Source organism: Rhizobium sp. Rhizsp42 (assembly GCF_047304155.1).
GTDB lineage: Bacteria > Pseudomonadota > Alphaproteobacteria > Rhizobiales > Rhizobiaceae > Rhizobium.
The window spans coordinates 47912-67038 of record NZ_JBGLYS010000032.1 but is presented as its reverse complement, the minus strand read 5'-3'; the positions used below and the strand labels follow the sequence as shown (position 1 = coordinate 67038).

Annotated in this window: 19 protein-coding genes; 12 read left to right on the top strand and 7 right to left on the bottom strand. The window is 62.8% G+C overall.

Translation table 11 applies throughout. From position 1 onward, the window contains the following. Positions 1-136 precede the first annotated feature (136 nt). From ACCD05_RS24820 to ACCD05_RS24795, 6 genes are all read left to right on the top strand, one after another. A complete protein-coding gene (locus tag ACCD05_RS24820) occupies positions 137-1009 on the top strand; it encodes a carbohydrate ABC transporter permease (RefSeq protein WP_047509793.1) in 873 nt (290 codons plus the stop codon). Position 1010: 1 nt separating this feature from the next. Further along, positions 1011-1841 carry a carbohydrate ABC transporter permease gene (locus tag ACCD05_RS24815; RefSeq protein WP_047509791.1) on the top strand — a complete coding sequence of 277 codons (831 nt, stop codon included), beginning with the start codon at positions 1011-1013 and terminating at the stop codon, positions 1839-1841. An 18-nt stretch (positions 1842-1859) separates the two neighbouring features. Further along, complete coding sequence (locus ACCD05_RS24810; protein WP_047509790.1) at positions 1860-2840, top strand: ABC transporter ATP-binding protein; 981 nt, start codon at positions 1860-1862, stop codon at positions 2838-2840. A gap of 102 nt (positions 2841-2942) precedes the next feature. After that, entirely contained in the window at positions 2943-4424 is a 1482-nt protein-coding gene (locus tag ACCD05_RS24805) for a mannitol dehydrogenase family protein (RefSeq protein ID WP_413396008.1), read from the top strand. A gap of 77 nt (positions 4425-4501) precedes the next feature. After that, a complete protein-coding gene (locus ACCD05_RS24800; protein WP_018902443.1) occupies positions 4502-5191 on the top strand; it encodes an HAD family hydrolase in 690 nt (229 codons plus the stop codon). Next, positions 5191-6774 carry an FGGY-family carbohydrate kinase gene (locus tag ACCD05_RS24795; RefSeq protein ID WP_413396004.1) on the top strand — a complete coding sequence of 528 codons (1584 nt, stop codon included), beginning with the start codon at positions 5191-5193 and terminating at the stop codon, positions 6772-6774. Before ACCD05_RS24800 ends, ACCD05_RS24795 begins: the two co-directional genes overlap by 1 nt. Positions 6775-6785: 11 nt before the next feature. Here the strand turns inward: ACCD05_RS24795 and ACCD05_RS24790 are convergent, their stop codons facing one another. Next, positions 6786-7640 carry a MurR/RpiR family transcriptional regulator gene (locus tag ACCD05_RS24790; RefSeq protein ID WP_413396002.1) on the bottom strand — a complete coding sequence of 285 codons (855 nt, stop codon included), beginning with the start codon at positions 7638-7640 and terminating at the stop codon, positions 6786-6788. A gap of 219 nt (positions 7641-7859) precedes the next feature. Here ACCD05_RS24790 and ACCD05_RS24785 point away from each other — a divergent pair, with 219 nt between their 5' ends. Further along, positions 7860-8573 carry a sulfate transporter family protein gene (locus ACCD05_RS24785; RefSeq protein WP_413396000.1) on the top strand — a complete coding sequence of 238 codons (714 nt, stop codon included), beginning with the start codon at positions 7860-7862 and terminating at the stop codon, positions 8571-8573. A 3-nt stretch (positions 8574-8576) separates the two neighbouring features. Here the strand turns inward: ACCD05_RS24785 and nth are convergent, their stop codons facing one another. Beyond that, positions 8577-9359 carry an endonuclease III gene (nth, locus tag ACCD05_RS24780; RefSeq protein WP_413395998.1) on the bottom strand — a complete coding sequence of 261 codons (783 nt, stop codon included), beginning with the start codon at positions 9357-9359 and terminating at the stop codon, positions 8577-8579. A gap of 22 nt (positions 9360-9381) precedes the next feature. Between nth and ACCD05_RS24775 the strand changes: the two genes are divergently transcribed. Both ACCD05_RS24775 and ACCD05_RS24770 read left to right on the top strand, forming a co-directional pair. Next, positions 9382-9894 carry a DUF2244 domain-containing protein gene (locus ACCD05_RS24775; RefSeq protein ID WP_413396015.1) on the top strand — a complete coding sequence of 171 codons (513 nt, stop codon included), beginning with the start codon at positions 9382-9384 and terminating at the stop codon, positions 9892-9894. Positions 9895-9974: 80 nt separating this feature from the next. Continuing rightward, positions 9975-10847, top strand: a complete 873-nt coding sequence (locus ACCD05_RS24770; protein ID WP_413395996.1) for a methylated-DNA--[protein]-cysteine S-methyltransferase — start codon at positions 9975-9977, stop codon at positions 10845-10847. A 225-nt stretch (positions 10848-11072) separates the two neighbouring features. Here the strand turns inward: ACCD05_RS24770 and ppk2 are convergent, their stop codons facing one another. The 4 genes from ppk2 to ACCD05_RS24750 all read right to left on the bottom strand — a co-directional run bounded on the left by ppk2 (position 11073) and on the right by ACCD05_RS24750 (position 15133). Then, on the bottom strand, positions 11073-11990 hold the full coding sequence (gene ppk2, locus ACCD05_RS24765; RefSeq protein WP_018902013.1) for a polyphosphate kinase 2: 918 nt from the start codon (positions 11988-11990) through the stop codon (positions 11073-11075). 207 nt (positions 11991-12197) lie between these two features. After that, entirely contained in the window at positions 12198-13502 is a 1305-nt protein-coding gene (locus tag ACCD05_RS24760) for a DUF3422 family protein (protein WP_413395993.1), read from the bottom strand. Positions 13503-13655: 153 nt separating this feature from the next. Next, positions 13656-14084, bottom strand: a complete 429-nt coding sequence (locus ACCD05_RS24755; protein ID WP_413395991.1) for a hypothetical protein — start codon at positions 14082-14084, stop codon at positions 13656-13658. A gap of 65 nt (positions 14085-14149) precedes the next feature. Beyond that, complete coding sequence (locus ACCD05_RS24750) at positions 14150-15133, bottom strand: sugar-binding transcriptional regulator (RefSeq protein WP_047509771.1); 984 nt, start codon at positions 15131-15133, stop codon at positions 14150-14152. Between the two features lie 422 nt (positions 15134-15555). Here ACCD05_RS24750 and tal point away from each other — a divergent pair, with 422 nt between their 5' ends. Continuing rightward, positions 15556-16521, top strand: a complete 966-nt coding sequence (tal, locus tag ACCD05_RS24745; RefSeq protein WP_047509769.1) for a transaldolase — start codon at positions 15556-15558, stop codon at positions 16519-16521. A 75-nt stretch (positions 16522-16596) separates the two neighbouring features. On the opposite strand, the gene ACCD05_RS24740 is transcribed toward tal, so the two are convergent. Then, positions 16597-17436 carry an amidohydrolase family protein gene (locus ACCD05_RS24740; protein WP_413395988.1) on the bottom strand — a complete coding sequence of 280 codons (840 nt, stop codon included), beginning with the start codon at positions 17434-17436 and terminating at the stop codon, positions 16597-16599. Between the two features lie 188 nt (positions 17437-17624). Between ACCD05_RS24740 and ACCD05_RS24735 the strand changes: the two genes are divergently transcribed. Beyond that, on the top strand, positions 17625-18356 hold the full coding sequence (locus ACCD05_RS24735) for an SDR family oxidoreductase (RefSeq protein ID WP_413395987.1): 732 nt from the start codon (positions 17625-17627) through the stop codon (positions 18354-18356). 65 nt (positions 18357-18421) lie between these two features. Continuing rightward, the gene (locus ACCD05_RS24730) at positions 18422-19111 is read left to right on the top strand and encodes a DUF1345 domain-containing protein (RefSeq protein ID WP_413395985.1); all 690 of its coding nucleotides are present in this window, start codon (positions 18422-18424) and stop codon (positions 19109-19111) included. The last annotated feature ends 16 nt before the right edge of the window (positions 19112-19127 follow it).

Genomic DNA, 19127 nt, shown 5'->3' with positions numbered 1-19127 from the left:
CCCCCGCCCCCGCGCCCCGCGGCGCCCCCCCCCCCCCCCCCCCACCCCTAGGCCGCCGAATTGCCCGAACTGCATCGGCGGCCCTTTTTGTCCCTAAGGCCTTGCAGCCATCCGCTTTCAGAAAAGACGGTGAACCATGGCAACGTTACACACCCGCTCCGCGGCGCGCATGATGATGGCACCTTCGGTGCTCCTGCTCTTCGCGTGGATGATCGTCCCGCTCGTGATGACGATCTACTTCTCGTTCATCGACTACAATCTCCTGATGCCGAGCGACAATCGCTTCCTCGGCTTCCTCAATTACGAATTCTTCCTGACGGACCCGGCCTTCTTCGACGCGTTGATCAATACGCTCGTGCTGGTCTTGAGCGTCCTCGTCATTACCATCGTCGGCGGCATCGCGCTGGCGCTTCTGCTCGACCAGCCGATGTTCGGCCAGGGGATCGTGCGCATTCTCGTGATCGCGCCATTCTTCATCATGCCGACCGTTGCAGCGCTGGTGTGGAAGAACATGTTCATGAACCCGGTCAACGGGTTGTTCGCCTATATCTGGCGCCTGTTCGGCGCGCAGCCGGTCGATTGGCTTGCCAACATGCCGCTGTTTTCGATCATCCTGATCGTCGCCTGGCAGTGGCTTCCCTTCGCCACGCTGATCCTCTTGACCGCGCTGCAGTCGCTGTCGGAAGAGCAGAAGGAAGCGGCCGAGATGGATGGCGCGGGCTTCTTCTCGCAGTTCGTCTACATCATCCTGCCGCACATGGCGCGCGCGATCACCGTCGTCATCCTGATCGAGACGATCTTCCTTCTGTCGGTCTTCGCCGAAATCCTCGTCACCACCAATGGCGGTCCCGGCACGAGCAGCACGAACCTGACCTACCTCGTCTATAACAGGGCACTCCTGCAGTTCGACATCGGCGGCGCTTCGGCGGGCGGTATCATCGCGGTCATCCTCGCCAATATCGTTGCTATCTTCCTCGTCCGCATCGTCGGCAAGAACCTGGAGACTTGAGATGGCCAGACGCATCACAACCCAGCGCAAGGTGATCGTCACGGCGGTCGCCTGGACCATCGGCATCGTGCTCTTCTTCCCGATCCTGTGGACCTTTCTGACAAGCTTCAAGTCGGAAGCCGACGCCATCGCATCGCCGCCGCAGTTCCTGTTCTTCCACTGGACGACGGAGAACTATCTGGAGGTGCAGAGCCGATCGAACTACTTCAGCCACTTCCTGAACTCGGTGATCATCTCCTTCGGTTCGACGCTGCTCGGCCTGATCATCGCGGTCCCGTCCGCCTGGGCGATGGCGTTCTCGCCGACCAAGCGCACCAAGGACGTGTTGATGTGGATGCTGTCGACGAAGATGATGCCGGCGGTTGGCGCGTTGATCCCGATCTATCTGCTGTTCCGCAACACGGGCCTGCTCGACAGCCGCATCGGCCTCGTCGTGGTGCTGATGCTGATCAACCTGCCGATCATCATCTGGATGCTCTACACCTACTTCAAGGAAATCCCCGGCGAGATCCTTGAAGCCGCACGCATGGATGGCGCCTCGCTCAGCAAGGAAATCATCTACGTACTGACGCCGATGGCGGTGCCGGGCATCGCCTCGACGCTTCTTCTCAACATCATCCTGTCCTGGAACGAAGCCTTCTGGACGCTCAACCTCACGGCCTCGAAGGCTGCGCCGCTGACGACGTTCATCGCTTCCTATTCCAGCCCGGAAGGACTTTTCTACGCCAAGCTTTCGGCAGCATCGACCATGGCAATCGCCCCGATCCTGATCCTCGGCTGGTTCAGCCAGAAACAACTCGTCCGCGGCCTGACGTTCGGCGCGGTGAAATAAGAAACAAGGGAGAGAAACATGGGCAGCATTACCCTTCAGAAAGTTTCGAAGGTCTTCGGCGAAGCCAAGGTCATCCCTTCGATCGATCTCGAAATCAAAGACGGCGAGTTCGTCGTCTTCGTCGGCCCGTCGGGCTGCGGCAAGTCCACGCTCTTGCGTCTGATCGCAGGCCTTGAGGATGTCAGCGGCGGCAAGATCGTCATCGACGGCAAGGACGCCACCGAGAGCGCGCCATCCGAACGCCGGCTCGCCATGGTGTTCCAGTCCTACGCGCTCTATCCGCATATGAGCGTGCGCAGCAACATCGCCTTCCCGCTGAAGATGGCGGGGATGGCCAAGCCCGAGATCGACAAGAAGGTGGCGGACGCGGCCCGCGTCCTCAACCTCACCGACTATCTCGACCGCAAGCCGCGCGCGCTTTCGGGCGGCCAGCGCCAGCGTGTCGCGATCGGCCGCGCCATCGTGCGCCAGCCCTCGGCCTTCCTGTTCGACGAACCGCTGTCGAACCTCGATGCGGCGCTGCGCGTCAACATGCGCCTCGAGATCAGTGAGCTGCACCAGCAGCTGAAGACGACGATGATCTACGTCACCCACGACCAGGTGGAGGCCATGACCATGGCCGACAAGATCGTGGTGCTGAACCGCGGCAACATCGAGCAGGTCGGCTCGCCGATGGAGCTCTACTCCAAGCCGCGCAACCTCTTCGTCGCCGGCTTCATCGGCTCGCCGAAGATGAACTTCGTGCCGCAGGGCTCGCAGACGCTCGGTGTGCGCCCCGAACATATCCAGCTTTCGATGGAGAGCGGCGAGTGGAAGGGCAAGGTCGTGGTCGCCGAACATCTCGGCTCCGACACCTTCCTGCATGTCAACGTCGAGGGCATCGGCCAGATGACGGCGCGCGGCGACGGCAGCTTCCCGGCCAAGGCCGGCGACACCGTCTACCTGACCGCAGACAAGGCCCGTATTCACAGGTTCAACGAGCAGGGCCTCGCTATCTGAGCAAGGCATCCGGGGTGGGGAAGAGCGCGCGTGCCGGACGAGGTGCCCGGCGCGCCAGTACCGGGGTCTTTAGACCCTGAAGACCTTCAAGAGGACTGAGACATGACGTGCAAACTATCGCTGGCAACGCTTTCCGACGCGGCAAAGACAGCCGCCGTACCGGCCTATGAGCGGGCGTCGCTGAAGGCGGGCATCGTGCACTTCGGCGTCGGCAACTTCCACCGCGCCCACCAGGCAATCTATCTCGACGACCTGTTCAACAAGGGCGAGGCACACGACTGGGCGATCATCGGCGCCGGCATCCTGCCGTCCGACGCCGCCATGCGCGACAAGCTCGCCGCCCAGGACTTCCTGACAACCGTCGTCGAGCAGGACAACAGCAAGACCTCGGCGCGCGTCACCGCGCCGATGATCGATATCCTGCCGGTCGGCGACGCCAAGACCATCATCGCCAAGCTCGCCGATCCGGAAATCCGCATCGTCTCGATGACGATCACCGAGGGCGGCTATTTCATCGACGCCTCGGGCAAGTTCAATCCTGATCATCCGGCAATCGCGGCCGACGGCAAGAACCCCGCTGATCCGAAGACCGTCTTCGGCCTGATCGTCGCGGGTCTCAAGGCGCGCAAGGACAAGGGCCTCGTGCCGTTCACCGTCATGTCGTGCGATAATATTCCGCACAACGGTGTCGTCACACGCAATGCGGTGGTCGGCACGGCGGCGCTGTCGGATACTGCTTTCGCCGAGTGGATCAAGGCCAATGTCGCGTTCCCGAACGCCATGGTCGACCGCATCACGCCGGCCACCGGCCAGCGCGAGATCGATCTGCTCAGGGACGTCTTCGATATCGAGGACAACTGGCCCGTCTACTGCGAAGAGTTCAAGCAGTGGGTGCTGGAAGACAAGTTCACCGCCGGCCGTCCGGCGCTGGAGAATGTCGGCGTCACCTTCGTGCCCGACGTTACGCCCTACGAGCACATGAAGATCCGCATCCTCAACGGCGGCCATGCGGCGATCGCCTATCCGGCGGCGCTGATGGACATCCACTTCGTGCACGACTCGATGGAAGATCCGCTGATCCGCGCCTTCCTCGCCAAGCTCGAGAAGGACGAGATCATCCCGATCGTGCCGCCGGTGCCGAACACGTCGCTGACTGATTACTTCGCGCTGATCGAGCATCGCCTGCTCAACCCGAAGATCGCCGACACCATCCCGCGCCTGGCGCAGGACGGCTCCAACCGCCAGCCGAAGTTCATCCTGCCGTCCACCCTCGACAACCTGAACCAGGGCCGCGACGTGATCGGCCTGTCGCTGGTTTCGGCTCTATGGTGCCGCTACTTCGCCGGCAAGACCGATAGCGGCCAGGACATCGTCTTCAACGATGCCAGCGCCGACCGGCTGCATGCCGCCGCCATCAAGGCCAAGGACGACCCGATGGCGTTCCTCGCCTTCGACGACATCTTCGGCGAGGTCGCCAAGTCGGAGCTCTTCCGCAAGCGCTTCGCGCATGCGCTGAAGACGCTGTGGGAAAAGGGCACGCGCGAGACGCTGCAGCTTTACCTCGACAACAAGCTCGCGGCATAAGCATCAGGCGGCGGGCGCTCCCCGCCGCTATCCACCCATCTTTGCCTGCAATGTCTTGAACCCTGATTGGATGTGTCATGGCTGATGCTGAAACACGGCTTGTGATCTTCGACTGCGACGGCGTTCTCGTCGACAGCGAGCCGATCTCCGTTACCGTTCTCGTCAAGGCCATGAACGATCTCAACGTGCCGATCACCGAGGACGAGGTGTATGGCCGCTTTCTCGGGCGCAGCCTCGCGACCGTGATCGAGACGATGAAGACGGAATATAACGTCCATCCCGGCGAAGCTTTCCTGGAGCAGATCCGCACCGATCTCTACGCGCGCTTCCGCACCGAGCTCAAGCCGATCGCAGGCATCGCGGATACGATCGACGCGCTCGACATCCCCTGCTGCGTCGCCTCGTCGAGCCAGGTCGAGCGCATCCGCCTGTCGCTGACAGTCACCGGGCTGATCGACCGGCTGCCCAATATCTTCAGCGCCTCGATGGTGAAGAACGGCAAGCCGGCGCCGGATCTCTTTCTGCATGCGGCAAGCCAGATGCAGGTCGATCCCGCCAACTGCGTGGTGATCGAGGACAGCCCCGCCGGCATCGAGGCCGCCAAGGCAGCCGGCATGACCGTCTTTGCCTTCACCGGTGGCTCGCATGCCAATTTCGCCGGCTATCGCGACGAGCTTGACCGCCTTTCCCCCGACGCTACGTTTGACGTCATGCCGGATTTGATCCACCTTATCAAAAAACATCAGCGGGACGGGAACGACCTTTAATGCCTCAGCATGTGGTTGCTGTTGATATCGGCACGGGCAGCGCACGCGCCGGCGTCTTCGATGCGCGCGGCCAGCTGCTGGGCAAGGCCGATCACCCGATCATCATGAACCGGCCCCGCGAAAACCACGCCGAGCACGATTCCGAGGACATATGGTCGGCGGTGTGCATCGCCGTGCGCCGCGCGATGGAGCAATCGGGCGCCGCACCCGAGAGCGTCGGCGCGATCGGTTTCGACGGCACCTGTTCGCTTGTGGTCCGGGATATCGATGGTGGGCAGATCAGCGTGTCGACGGGCGGCGAGCGGCGGTTCGACACCATCGTCTGGCTCGATCACCGGGCGCTGAAGGAAGCGGATTTCTGCACGGCGACCGGCCACGAGGTGCTGGAGCATTCCGGGCATTTCATGTCGCCCGAGATGGAAATGCCGAAGCTGATGTGGCTGAAGAAGAAGCTGCCCGGCACATGGGCGAACACAGGCTATCTCTTCGACCTCGCCGACTTCATGACCTGGAAATCCACCGGCTCGCTCGCGCGGTCGCGCTGCACGCTGACGTCCAAGTGGAACTATCTGGCCCATCTCCAGGATGGCTGGCGCAAGGATTTTCTCGAGCAGATCGGCCTCGACGACCTGCAGGCGCGCGGGCGGCTGCCCGACGACACCGTCGAGGTCGGCGGCAGCGTCGGCACGCTGACGAAGGAGGCCGCTTCGGCGCTCGGGCTGACGACAGCCTGTCACGTCTCCTCGGGCATGATCGACGCCTATGCCGGTGCGCTCGGAACGCTCGGCGGCGACGCGCATGATCCGGAGCGGCTGGAACGGCAGCTGGCGCTGATCGCCGGTACGTCGAGCTGCATCGTCTCGTTTTCGCGCAAGCGACGCCCGAGCCACGGCATGTGGGGCCCCTATTATGAGGCCGTGTTTCCCGGCACCTGGCTCGTCGAGGCCGGGCAATCGGCGACGGGGGCTCTGCTCGACCATGTCGTCAGGATGCATGCGGCCGGTGGCGAGCCGACGGCAGCACTGCACCAGAAGATCGTCTCGCGGATATCGCAGCTGCGCGCGGAAGAGGGTGATGCCTTTGGCGCCAGGATTTTCGTGTTGCCCGATTTTCACGGCAACCGCTCGCCGCTTGCCGACCCGCACGCGGTCGGCACGGTCAGCGGCCTGACGCTCGACACATCGTTTGACGGGCTCTGCGCGCTCTACTGGCGCACCGCCGTGGCGATCGCGCTCGGCATCCGCCATATCCTCGAACGGATGAAGGAATATGGCTACGCGCCCGACACGCTGCATGTGGCGGGCGGGCATGTGAAGAACCCAGTGCTGATGGAGCTCTATTCGGATGCGACCGGCTGCAAGGTCGTGGTGCCGAAGATGAACGAGGCGGTGCTTCTGGGCACCGCGATGGCGGCCTCCGTCGCCTGCGGCCTGCATGCGGACCTCGCCACGGCGGGTGCGGCGATGTATCCTGGCGGCGACGTGCATGTTCCCGATGAAAGCAAGCGCGCGCTTTACGATCGCGATTATCGCCGGCTGCTCGCCATGTATCGCCATCGCGCCGAGCTAGAGGCAATGGAATAGATTTCGGATCGCTACCTGTTGGGCTCTTCGCCGAGCATGGCGCTGAATTCGGTCATGCGGCTCGCACGCGCGACGGCCTCGTCACCGACAGCGCTGACAACGGCTGAGGACAGACAGTCGAGAAGCGCGATCACGGGCGGCAGGTTGTCCTGTTCTCCCGGTCGGGTCGGGGGGAGCGGCAGGATGAGATTGGCCTGGTCGAGCACCCAGTTGGCGCTCTGGGCGCTGATGAGCACGACCTTGTATCCATAGCGCCGGGCGATGCGAGCCAGCAGACGGGCTTTCTTGAAACGCTGGCTGTCGATGATCACAAGCAGCGCGCCTTCGCCACTGACGCGCGCGAAGAGTTCGGCGAAGCGGTTTCCGCTGCCGTCGAGCGCATGCACGCCATCGCGCGCCTGTGTCAGGCGCTGGCTGAAATGCGTGGCGAAACTTGCCTGCGAGACATGGGTGGCGATGAACACCTCGCTTGCGGCGCGGATCATCGCCACTGCGTCGCTCCAGTGTTGCTGTCCGGTGAGATGATAGATGTGGTGCAGCGCCTGGATCTGCTCTGCAACCAGCACGGCGAGCGGCTTTCCGTCGGCGGCATCGACCTGCAGTTCCGACATCGAGGCCTGCATCTGCGTGGCCGAGACACCGGCGACGTCGCGGATCTGCACCTTGACGCTGTCGAGCCCCTGATAGCCCAGCGCCCGCAGGAAGCGGCCGACCGTCATCGGGCTCAAGTCCAGCCGGTCGGCCACCGAGGCTGCCGTTTCGAACGGAAGATCACTCAAGTGTTCGGTGAAATATTTTGCGATGCGACGTTCGGCGGGCGTGCCGGATTTCGCGTATTGGCGGAGCTTCTGAACAAAGTCTTCCACGGCAGCTGTCCCGATTTTGGGTGATGTTTCCTGTCTGCTTGAAACAAATCCTTGCGTCCGCAAATATTCGGAGCGCCCTGCAAGTAATCTTAGATGCTGATTTAAATATATATTATGAAAGGCTTTCGAACAACAATTCCCTCAATCCGGCGAAATAATTTCAGCCTTGCCGTTCAAAGATCAGATTCCTACATCATCGCCACAACCGGAGACGTCACCATGATCCTCGAAGCGGCGCGCCTTTCCATCACCAATCTTTTCGCCCCGGAAACGCGGTCGGTGTTCTGGAAAGTGCTCGGACTGACCGTGCTTGCGCTGATCGGCCTGTGGCTGGCGCTGCGCAGCGCCTTCATGGCTTTCGTCTTTCCCTGGATCGCCAGCTTCTTTCCCGCGATGCCTGAGTGGGCTGGCTGGCTGGGCTTCGTCTTCGCCATCATGGCGGGGATCGGGCTGGCGCTGGGGCTGGCACTTCTGCTGTCGCCGGTGACGGCATTGATCGCCGGCTTGTTTCTCGACGATGTCGCCGACGTCGTGGAAAAGCGCGATTATCCTGAAGACGTGCCGGGCACCGCCATGCCGCTCGGCCCAGCGATGCTGAGCTCGATCAAGTTCCTCGGCGTCGTCATCGTCGGCAATATCGTGGCGCTGTTCCTGCTGTTCATCCCCGGCGTCAACCTCGTCGCCTTCTTCCTGGTCAACGGCTATCTGCTCGGGCGGGAGTTCTTTGAGTTCGCCGCCATGCGCTTCCGCCCGCCCGCCGAGGCGCGGCTCTTCCGCCAGAAACATGCGCCGACGGTGTTTCTCGCCGGCCTCGTGATCACCGCGTTCCTGGCCATCCCGATCGTCAATCTTCTGACGCCGCTGTTTGCCGCGGGCATGATGGTGCATCTGCACAAGCTGCTGTCGCGCAAGGAGCTCGGCGTTCGGGTCTAGTCCTTAATCAACGACTTCGCCGATCACCTGCGGCGGCAGCTCGACGAGCGGCGCCGGAATGTCGCAGCTCTTTTCGGGCGAGCGACAGAGATCGGCGATGACGCAGTGCTCGCACTCGGCGCGGCGGGCCTTGCAGGTGTAGCGGCCGTGCAGGATGAGCCAGTGATGGGCGTGGTAGAGATAGTGCTTGGGCACCACCTTCATCAGCCGCTCCTCCACCTCGTCGGGCGTCTTGCCCGGCGCCAGCTTGATGCGGTTGGCGATGCGGAAGATATGCGTGTCGACCGCCATGGTCGCCTGGCCGAAGGCCATGGAGAGCACGACATTGGCGGTCTTGCGGCCAACGCCTGGGAGCATCACCAGCTCGTCGCGCGTCTGAGGCACCACGCCGCCGAAGACATCGACCAGCATGCGCGACAGGGCGATCACGTTCTTCGCCTTGTTGCGATAAAGCCCGATCGTCTTGATGTAGTCGCGCACCTTCTCCTCGCCGAGATCCAGCATCTTCTGCGGGGTATCGGCGACCTTGAAGAGCGCGCGCGTCGCCTTGTTGACGCCGGCATCGGTCGCCTGCGCCGACAGCGCCACGGCAACGACGAGCGTGAACGGGTTGGAGTGCTCCAGCTCGCCCTTCGGCTCCGGCCGCTGCACGGAGAAGCGGCGGAACATCTCCTCGCGCTCGGCCTCGCTATAGACGGAGCGGACGGTCGCCTTCTTCTTGCGGCGAACGACGGGTTTTTCGGGCTGCGACGATGTGGCGGAGGATTTGAGTTTCGGACTGGACATGGACAATCTATACTCGGCAGCCATGATGGAAAGCAACGCCGACAGCGCTGGTCAGCAGGCGGTTTTGGACCAGCCGGTATTTTCAGCCGAGCTCTTTCCCCACCGGTCGCTCGGCCGCAAGGGGTTCAGGGTGCTCCTGCTGCTGTCGGGTGGCGTTTGCCTGCTCTACGGCCTGTTCTTCATCGCTACCGGCGCCTGGCCGATCGGCTTCTTCTTCGGCCTCGATTTCCTGCTGCTCTACGGCGCCTTCCGGCTGAACTATCGCTCGGCGAGGGCACGCGAGATGGTGACGGTGTCGCGCACCGATATCGAGGTCCGCAAGATCGCGCCTTCGGGACGCACGGTCGAGCATCACTTCAATCCGTTCTGGACGCGATTTTCCGTGCGCCGCCACGACGAGATCGGCATCCTCTCCATGCATATTTATGGACAGGGACGGGCGACGGATATCGGCGGCTTTCTCAATCCCGACGATCGCGAAAGCTTCGCCAAGGCGTTCAAGCGGGCGTTGGCGACGGTCAAGCAGCGTATCTGATAATCATCTAATTCAGGCGCAAGAATCGGGTGGCTTCAACGATGCCGCTTGACTATCTCCTTGTGACAAGGAGAAAGATCATGAACATGGTAGCCAAGCTGAACCAAGACATCACGCCCGATGGTCCCGACTACGAGACCGTCCGCCAGGTGATCGAGCTGATCACCGAGGATTACCGTGAGCAGCCGTCGCTGGAAGCGATCGCCATGCGTCTCAATCAATCGCCGACGCAGCTGCAGAAGACCTTCACCCGCTGGGCTGGCCTTTCGCCGAAGGCCTTCCTGCAGGCGGTCACGCTCGATCATGCCAAACGGCTGCTGCGCAAGGAAGAGCTGCCCTTGCTGGAGACCTCCTTCGAGGTCGGTCTGTCAGGCCCCGGGCGGCTGCACGATCTCTTCGTGACGCACGAGGCGATGTCTCCCGGCGAATGGAAGGCGCGCGGCGGTGGTCTCACCATCCGCTACGGCTTCCATCCGTCACCCTTCGGCATCGCGCTGGTCATGGCGACCGACCGCGGCCTGGCCGGTCTTGCCTTCAGCGATATCGGCGGCGAAGCGGCCTGCCTCGAGGACATGACCTGTCGCTGGCCGAATGCCGAATACGTCGAGGACCGGGAAGCGACGGCTCCTTACGCGGCACGCATCTTCGAGCCGGGGCGCTGGACATCCGAGCAGCCGTTACGCGTGGTGCTGATTGGTACCGATTTCCAGGTCCAGGTCTGGGAAAGCCTGCTCAAGATCCCCTTCGGCAAAGCCGTCACTTATAGCGACATCGCCAGCGACATCGGCCGACCGACCGCGATGCGGGCGGTGGGGGCGGCGGTGGGGGCCAACCCGATCTCGTTCGTCGTGCCGTGTCATCGGGCGCTCGGCAAGAGCGGGGCGTTGACGGGCTATCACTGGGGGCTGACGCGCAAGCGGGCGATGCTGGGGTGGGAGTCGGCGCACGCTTGAGTGGGTAGGGCGCGCGCGGCTATCGATAGGTCAGCGGGCGAAGCCCCCTCATCCGCCTGCCGGCACCTTCTCCCCGCTGGGGAGAAGAGACTCTTGGCGGGCCGCTCGCTCCATCTTCCCTTCTCCCCAGCGGGGAGAAGGTGGCCCGGAGGGTCGGATGAGGGGGCCTCACCCGCCCAGCGGCTCTACTCAATCAACAGCTCACCCGCCGACGTCTCTAGCCAATCAATACTTCGACGGAACGTACAGCTCCGGTGGCAGAACCTTGCGCTCGTAATCCGGGTTGAACACGCGTTCGGGCAGGGCGATCTCCTCGTGCGGTACGTCCTCGTAAGGGAACTGCGACAGCAGATGGTCGATGCAGTTCAGGCGGGCGCGCTTCTTGTCGTTGCCCTCGACGATGTGCCACGGGGCTTCCGGAATGTTGGTGCGGGCGAAGGTTTCTTCCTTAGCCTTGGTGTAGGCTTCCCAGCGGATGCGCGACTGCAGGTCCATCGGCGACAGCTTCCACTGCTTCAGCGGATCGTGGATGCGCACGAGGAAGCGCAGCTGCTGCTCTTCATCGGTGATCGAGAACCAGTATTTGACCAGACGGATGCCGGAACGGACCAGCATGCGCTCGAATTCCGGCACGTCGTTGAAGAACTGCTCGACCTGATCCTCGTCGGCAAAGCCCATAACGCGTTCGACGCCGGAGCGGTTGTACCAGGAGCGGTCGAAGAGCACGATCTCGCCGCCAGCAGGCAGATGCGGGACGTAGCGCTGGAAGTACCACTGCGACTTCTCGCGGTCCGATGGTGCCGGAAGCGCCACGACGCGGGCGACGCGCGGGTTGAGGCGCTGGGTGATGCGCTTGATGACGCCGCCCTTGCCGGCGGAATCGCGACCTTCGAAGATCACGACCACCTTTTCCTTGTGATAGGTGACCCAATCCTGCAGGCGGATCAGCTCGGACTGCAGCGCGATCAGCGAACGGAAATACTCGATGCGCGGCATCGATGGCGGGTGCGCCTTGCGGTAGATCTTGCGGATTTCCTCGGACAGCGCCGGCTCGGAGAGCTCGAGCTCGTAGTCTTCATCCAGCGTATCGGCCAGTTCGGCCTCGAGCCAGTCGGTTGAAGGCGTGCCTCTCATGGTGGTCATCTCGATCCCTGTTCAGATTTGTCGCTTCGGACGCTTGCGGAGGTGTCTTGCTTTGCGCCGCATGACGATATCATGAAAGCACGCACGGCAAGGCCACTCATGGCGCCAAATAAGCAGCGTGTCATGAAGGATATATGACGCTTCGGCCGGACGCAGAGATGCGTGCGGAAAGAGATCGGCAGGTGAGCGTGCTGTCGGGCTTTCGGATCAGCTCAGCGCGTCGGGGCGGTTGGCCTCTTTGACGTGGTCGTCGCTGTGCTTGCTGCGAATGCGGCGCACGGTGAGCCAGACGCCGAGGACGACGAAGGGCACGGCGGCGCCGGTCAGCGTCTCCGGCGCGATCTCGACGCCGACGCCATGCAGGAGCTTGGCGAGATAGCCGACGAGGCCGATGACGTAATAGGAGATGGCGGCGACCGAAAGGCCTTCGACTGTCTGCTGCAGACGCAGCTGCAGATGGGCGCGCTTGTCCATCGAGGCCAGGATCTCGGTGTTGAACTTTTCCAATTCGACATCGATCCAGCTGCGCAGAAGGGCCGTTGCGCGGGCGAGCTTGCGCGACAGGTCCGCCTGCCGCTCCTCGACCGACTGGCAGGTGCGCATGGCGGGCGCCAGCCGACGTTGCAGGAAGGCGCCGAGCGTTTCGTTACCGGGGAGCGCCTTTTCGGCCAGCATGGCGACGCGCTCGAGCACGATGTTGTAATAGGCGCGGCTGGCGCCGAAGCGGTAGAGGCTGAGCGCCGCGTTTGCTTCGAGCTCGGCGGCGAGGCGGGTGATCTCCGACAGCGTGGCGTCGGCTTCGGCGCGCGCATGCTGCTTCATGCCCTGCGTGATGGCGGTGAAGCTCGTTTCGATCTGGCGGATCTCGGGCGACAACGTCTGCGCCAGCGGCAGGCCCATCATGGCGAGCGTCCTATAGGTCTCTATGTCGAGCAGGCGCTGGGCGAGCATGCCGCGGGCGCCATCCGTCATGCCATGGTCGAGCACCAGGAACTTGGTCAAGCCATCGCCGTCCTGGCGGAAATCGGTAATCACGGTCGCCTGGCTGTCGGCCACCATGCTCTGACAGAGGCTGGTCGGGTCGAAATTGGCGATGACGTCGGCGACATCCTCGCTATCAGGGCGGATCTCGATGCGCACGCCGGAGATGAAGGCACCCGGTGCCGCGAAGCTGGCGCCGAAGGGATTGATCGGGATTTCGGCGCCGAATTCCACTGGTGCCGGCGTGTCCCAGAAATAGGTCGAGAATTCCGTGTGGCGCTCCCAGCGCAGCGTGCCGCTGCCCCAGCTCATCGTGTGGTGGCTGGTGTCGGCGGCGGGTGCCGGAACACCCTGGGCGAGCGAGAGCGCCTTCAGGATCGCCTGGTCGGCGGCGAAGTTGGCCTCGGTGAGGAAGGCGACCTGGAAGATGACGCGGGAGACGGGGATGAGCGTATAGGGGCGCGAATGGATTTCGCCGAGCGCGCGGGCCCGGACATCGGCTACGGGAAACGAAAAGCTACGCTTCGACAAATCTTGCCTCCTGACTGTGCCCCCACGGCCAGTTCTTCCCTTGGCTATTATCAAATGGCCCGGCGCGTACGACGTGGCGGTTTGACGCAGAACGATCATGCGCCGGCCAATCGCGCCGTGTCGAGCGTTTCAGCTCCGTCCGCTGGGCCGAGGTCAGTGCGAAGCCGGCAATGGCCAGCGTGTCACCTTGCCGGCAAACAGCGCCCACCAGACGATGACCGGCTGCAGGGCGAGGCGCGGCAGATGATACCACCAGCCCAAGGCGGCCGTGGTCGAGCCGAGGTCGTCTATGGCGTGCTTTATGTTGGCCGGAAACACACAGACGGCATAGAGCGCCAGGCAGATGCCGGCAGAGTGGCGTAACCGTTCAGTCGTCAAGCCGATCGCGCCGGCGATTTCGCACAGGCCGGTGAGCGCGATCACCTCGGCCGGGAAGGGAACCCAATCCGGGGTGATCGACAGGAACGCGGCTGGGAAGAGCAGGTGCGCGCAGCCGGCGATCATGTAGAGGCCGGCCAGGATAAACCTGCCGGTTGGGCTTTCCGCGTGGTCGGTGGAGGCATCGTCTGCGGCTTTGGTCATGCAGCATTTACGCAAATGACCGGCGTCTGGATGATGCGACATATGTCGCCGATGCGCCCGGTGTGTCAGGCGGCGTCGGCGAGCTCGATCAGGGCGCGGGCGGCGCTTTCGTCTGTGATCAGCGTGTTGCAGCCGATCCGCTTGATGGTGGCGCTGATGGCAACCGCCCGGTGAGCGCCGCCGGAGGAGAGCACGATGTGCTTGGCCTTCTTCAGCGTATCGAGATCGACGGACATCACCCGGCTGTTGATCGAATGATCGACCGTGTTGCCGTCCTTGTCGAGGAAATTGAACATGGTATCGCAGACGCAGCCGGCGTCGATCAACTCCTGCAGTTCGCCCTTTGAGATCCATCCCTCCGACAGCGAGGTCGAATGCGGGCCGATATCGCCGCAGCTGACGATCGCGAGATCAAGCGTCTCGGCGAGCCGATAGATGGTGTCGAGGCCGCACTTTTCGATGAGGTTGCGCTTGGTCTCGGTGGAATCGACCAGAAGCGGCGCGAGGAACATGTAGCACTCGGCGCCGAGCTGGCTTGCGAGCCGCCAGGTGTAGTCGATCGGGTTGGTCTGGTGGACAGCTACGATGCCGCCGAGGAGCGAGACGACCTTGCAATTGTCGCGGCGCGGCGGACGGAAGCTCGACAGCGAGGCCGTCATGGTGCGGCCCCAGCCGACGCCGATCGTGTAATTGTCGGGGATGGCTTCGGACAGAAACTGGCCGAGCGCCAGGCCGACGCTCTTGGCCAGCGCATTCGGATCGGAGGTGACGGGAGCGGGCACCACGATCGCCTCGTCCAGGCCATAGGCGCGCTCCAGCTTCACCGACAGCTCGACGCAATCGCCGATCGAATCGTTGATCCAGATCTGCACCTCGCTGCGCTTCATCGCCTCGTCGAGCAGCCGAATGACAGTCGTGCGGCTGATGCCGAGTTGCTCAGCGACATCTTTTTGCGTCAATCCCTGGTTATAATAGAGCCAGGCAGCGCGCAGTCTGAGCGAGGAGGCTTCCGAATAGGCGGTGTGCGTGCCGCGTTTTAGCTTGACCACATCTCCTCCAAAAGCAAAGGCGCCCTAGATCCTGCTTAAGACAGGGCATGGTTTGTCGCCGCGATAATGACCGGTGTGACACTTATGTCAATTGAAATGCACAAATGTCCTTGACATTATGGCCCTGGAATAGCGATAGTCTTGGTAACTGGTCGTTCCGTCCATTGTAGGAGGCACTGTGCGGGCATATGGCAAATCGCAGCGGTCTTGCGCCGGGGCTGGATTGCCCTTTGACGTCCTCGTTGCGGCAGCCCGAGACGGGAACGATGGGGTACTCGCCGACGTTTATGATGTAAGCCAAACGCGCGGGCACGATTTCACAGACAGCGACTTCAAAGACAGTACGGGCAATCCGTAGATCACCTCATTCGCCGGGCCTCAAGTGCTCCGGCTCGCAGCTCAAGTCAAAAGGACACGCGACCATGACATCCAAGCTTGACCAACTCCGCGAGATCACCACTGTCGTCGCCGACACCGGTGACATCGAAGCCGTTGCCCGCCTGAAGCCGGTCGATTGCACGACCAACCCGAGCATCGTTCTCAAGGCACTCGGCACGCCGATGTTCGCCGACGCGATCAAGGAAGCCGTTTCCTGGGGCAAGAAGCAGGGCGGCAATTCCGAAGCCGTTGCTTCCGCCGTAGCCGACCGTCTCGCCGTTTCCGTCGGTGCAGCACTCTCCAAGCTCGTTCCTGGCCGCGTCTCGACCGAGGTCGACGCCGACCTTTCCTTCGACACCAAGGCGTCGGTTGAAAAGGCACACGGCATCATCGCCGGCTACAAGGAACGCGGCATCGAGAAGGATCGCATCCTGATCAAGCTCGCTTCCACCTGGGAAGGCATTCGCGCCGCCGAAATCCTGCAGAAGGAAGGCATCGACTGCAACCTGACGCTCCTTTTCTCGCAGGCACAGGCGATCGCTTGCGCCGACGCCAAGGCATTCCTCATCTCGCCCTTCGTCGGCCGTATCCTCGACTGGTACAAGAAGTCGACCGGCAAGGAATTCACGCCTGAGGAAGATCCGGGCGTACTCTCCGTTCGTGAGATCTACAACTACTACAAGGCCAACGACATCAAGACGATCGTCATGGGCGCCTCGTTCCGCAGCGCCGGCGAGATCGAAGCACTGGCCGGTTGCGACCGCCTGACGATCGCGCCGAACCTGCTCGACGAACTGTCGAACGACCAGGGCAAGCTCGAGCGCAAGCTGTCGCCCGAGGGTGCCAAGCCGATCTCGAAGATCGCCGTCGACGAAAAGACCTTCCGCTGGATGATGAACGAAGACGCGATGGCGACCGAAAAGCTCGCCGAAGGCATCCGCGCTTTCGCCAAGGACCTCGGCACGCTGCGCGCCATGGTCACCAAGGAACTGCAGCTCGCAGCCGCCTAAGGGCTTTGCGTACTTGAATGGAAGGGCGGTGCCTGTGGCGCCGCCCTTTTCGTTTTGAGGGAACTCGAACCGCGTTCAGTCGATCGCCCAGATCCGCTTGGCATTGCCCTGATACAGCTTGTCGCGATCCTCGGCGCTGCAGCCTGATGTCAGCGCGTGCGTGGCCGCCACCCAGGGCGTCAACCCGCCGCCGAGTGTGCAGACGGGCCAGTCGCTGCCCCAGACGATGCGTTCCCAGCCGAAGCTTTCGATCGTGTGTTCAACATAGGGGCGCAGGCTGTCGACGGACCAGCGTTCGAGATCGCCATAGGCGATGACGCCGGAGATCTTGGCGGTGACGTTGGGGCGGCGGGAGAATTCGGTGATGCCGCGATGCCAGACGGCGCTCATGCCCGATTTGATCGGCGGATTGGCGCAGTGGTCGAGGATGAAGCGGACACCGGGGTTGAGGTCGACAAGATCGAGAATGCGTTCGAACTGGTGCGGGAAGACGCAGAGATCGAAGGTTAGCCGGGTATCAGCCAGCCGCGCGACGTTCTCGCGAAACAGCGGCCGCTCGGAGGTGTCGTCGGGGGCCACATGCAGCACGCGGCGGAAGCCCTTGATGAAGGGGTCGGCGAGGCAGCGTTCGAGATAGGCCGGAAAGCCTTCTTCCTCCGGTCGGCAGGCGGCGATGGCGCCGCGCACGAGGCTTTTAGGCCTTTCGGCGATCTCCTTGATGAAGGTCGTTTCCTGTTCGATCGCATCACCTGACACATCGACTTCCATGTGCAGCACATTGGTGATGCCGCAGCGAAGCGCGTCGCGCGCATAGTGCTCGTAGAGGCTGTCGCGGTCGAGATCCGGCACGTCGGGGAGCCAGGGATAGTCCAGGCGGTTACGGTCGATGACGTGCAGATGTGTGTCGAAGAGCATGCGGTTCCTCTCCCTTCATGCAGGCTGTCCTGTCGTCCTTCAGTCTCCCACCGGATTTTTCGATTGCTGACACCGGCCTCCCACCCGTGTCAGCGTCCGGCGTCGGACAATGTGATTGACGACATAATGAATATAATGTTTGCATATGAATGAATGCGCCGCAAGCGCCACGCATAACGGGAGGAATTATGAGCCACGGTCTGGAAGGCAAGAAGGTCGTCGTCACGGCGGCCGGTCAAGGGATCGGACGCGCTAGCGCGGAGCGGTTCATTTCGCTCGGCGCCCATGTCTACGCCACCGACATCAACCAGGCGTCGCTTTCGACGCTCGCGGGCGCGACGACCACGGTTCTCGATGTGCTCGATGGAAACGCGGTGCGGGCTTTAGCAGACGAGATCGGGCCGATCGACGTGCTCTTCAACTGCGCCGGTTTCGTGCATGCCGGCTCGATCCTCGATTGCGAGGAGAAGGACTGGGACTTCTCCTTCAACCTCAATGCCAAGGCGATGTACACGACCTGCCGCACCTTCCTTCCCGGGATGCTCGACAAGGGCAAGGGCTCGATCGTCAACATGGCGTCGGTGGCCTCGAGCGTGAAGGGCGTGCCGAACCGCTTTGCCTATAGCGCATCGAAGGCGGCCGTGATCGGGCTTACCAAGTCGATCGCATCGGATTTCGTCGCCAAGGGCATCCGCGCCAACGCCATCTGCCCGGGGACCGTCGATAGCCCCTCGCTGCACGAGCGGCTGCGCGCCACCGGCGATTACGACAAGGCGCTCAGCGACTTCATCGCCCGCCAGCCCATGGGCCGCATCGCAACCGCCGAGGAGATCGCGGCACTCGTCACCTATCTCGCCGGCGACGAGGCCGGGTTCACGACAGGCCAGATCCATGTGGTCGATGGCGGCTGGACCGGCTGAGGCCATATTGCTCTTGCCGGTATCAAGCTGATATCGTTGGCGATCTCGCAGCGGCGGAGCATTTGATGGCAGAGGTTACGTCTGGCGGCAGCGGCCGTCCCCTTCGGTTGCTGCGCAAGCACGCGATCTTTGTGATCGCGGTGCTCGTCGGCCTCGCGGTCTTCCTGCTTCTGACGACGCGCGAGGTGACGGCGCGTAACTTGTTGGCCGGCTGGAACGTCGCCGCGGTGATGTTCATCGTCGCCACATGGCGGCGGATGCTGAAGGCGAGCGTGGCGACGATCCGCAAGCGTTCGGCGGATCTCGATTTCTCGGATTCGCTTCTGATGTTCCTGTCGATCTCGGCAGCGCTTGCCAGCATCGCCGGCATCGGGCTTGAGCTGCATCAGGTCAAGGAGGCGGCGCCCAGCGTCGCGCTGACGCGGGCGCTGGCGGCCGTCGTCACCATCCTGATCTCCTGGGTGTTCCTGCACACGCTGTTTACCGTGCATTACGCGCACCGCTTCTATGGCGGCGACGATGATGGCGACGGCGTCAAGGGAGACGGGCTGAAGTTTCCCGAGGGGCTGGACGAGCCCGTCTACTGGGACTTCCTCTACTACTCCTTCACGATCGGCGTCGCCTCGCAGACCGCGGATGTGGCGACGAGCTCGACTGTCATGCGCAAGCTGACGCTCCTGCATTCCGTGCTGTCGTTTCTCTTCAATACGACAATCCTGGCGCTCGCCATCAATGTCGGCGCAAGCCTCCTTTAGAGGTAGGCGCGCGCGA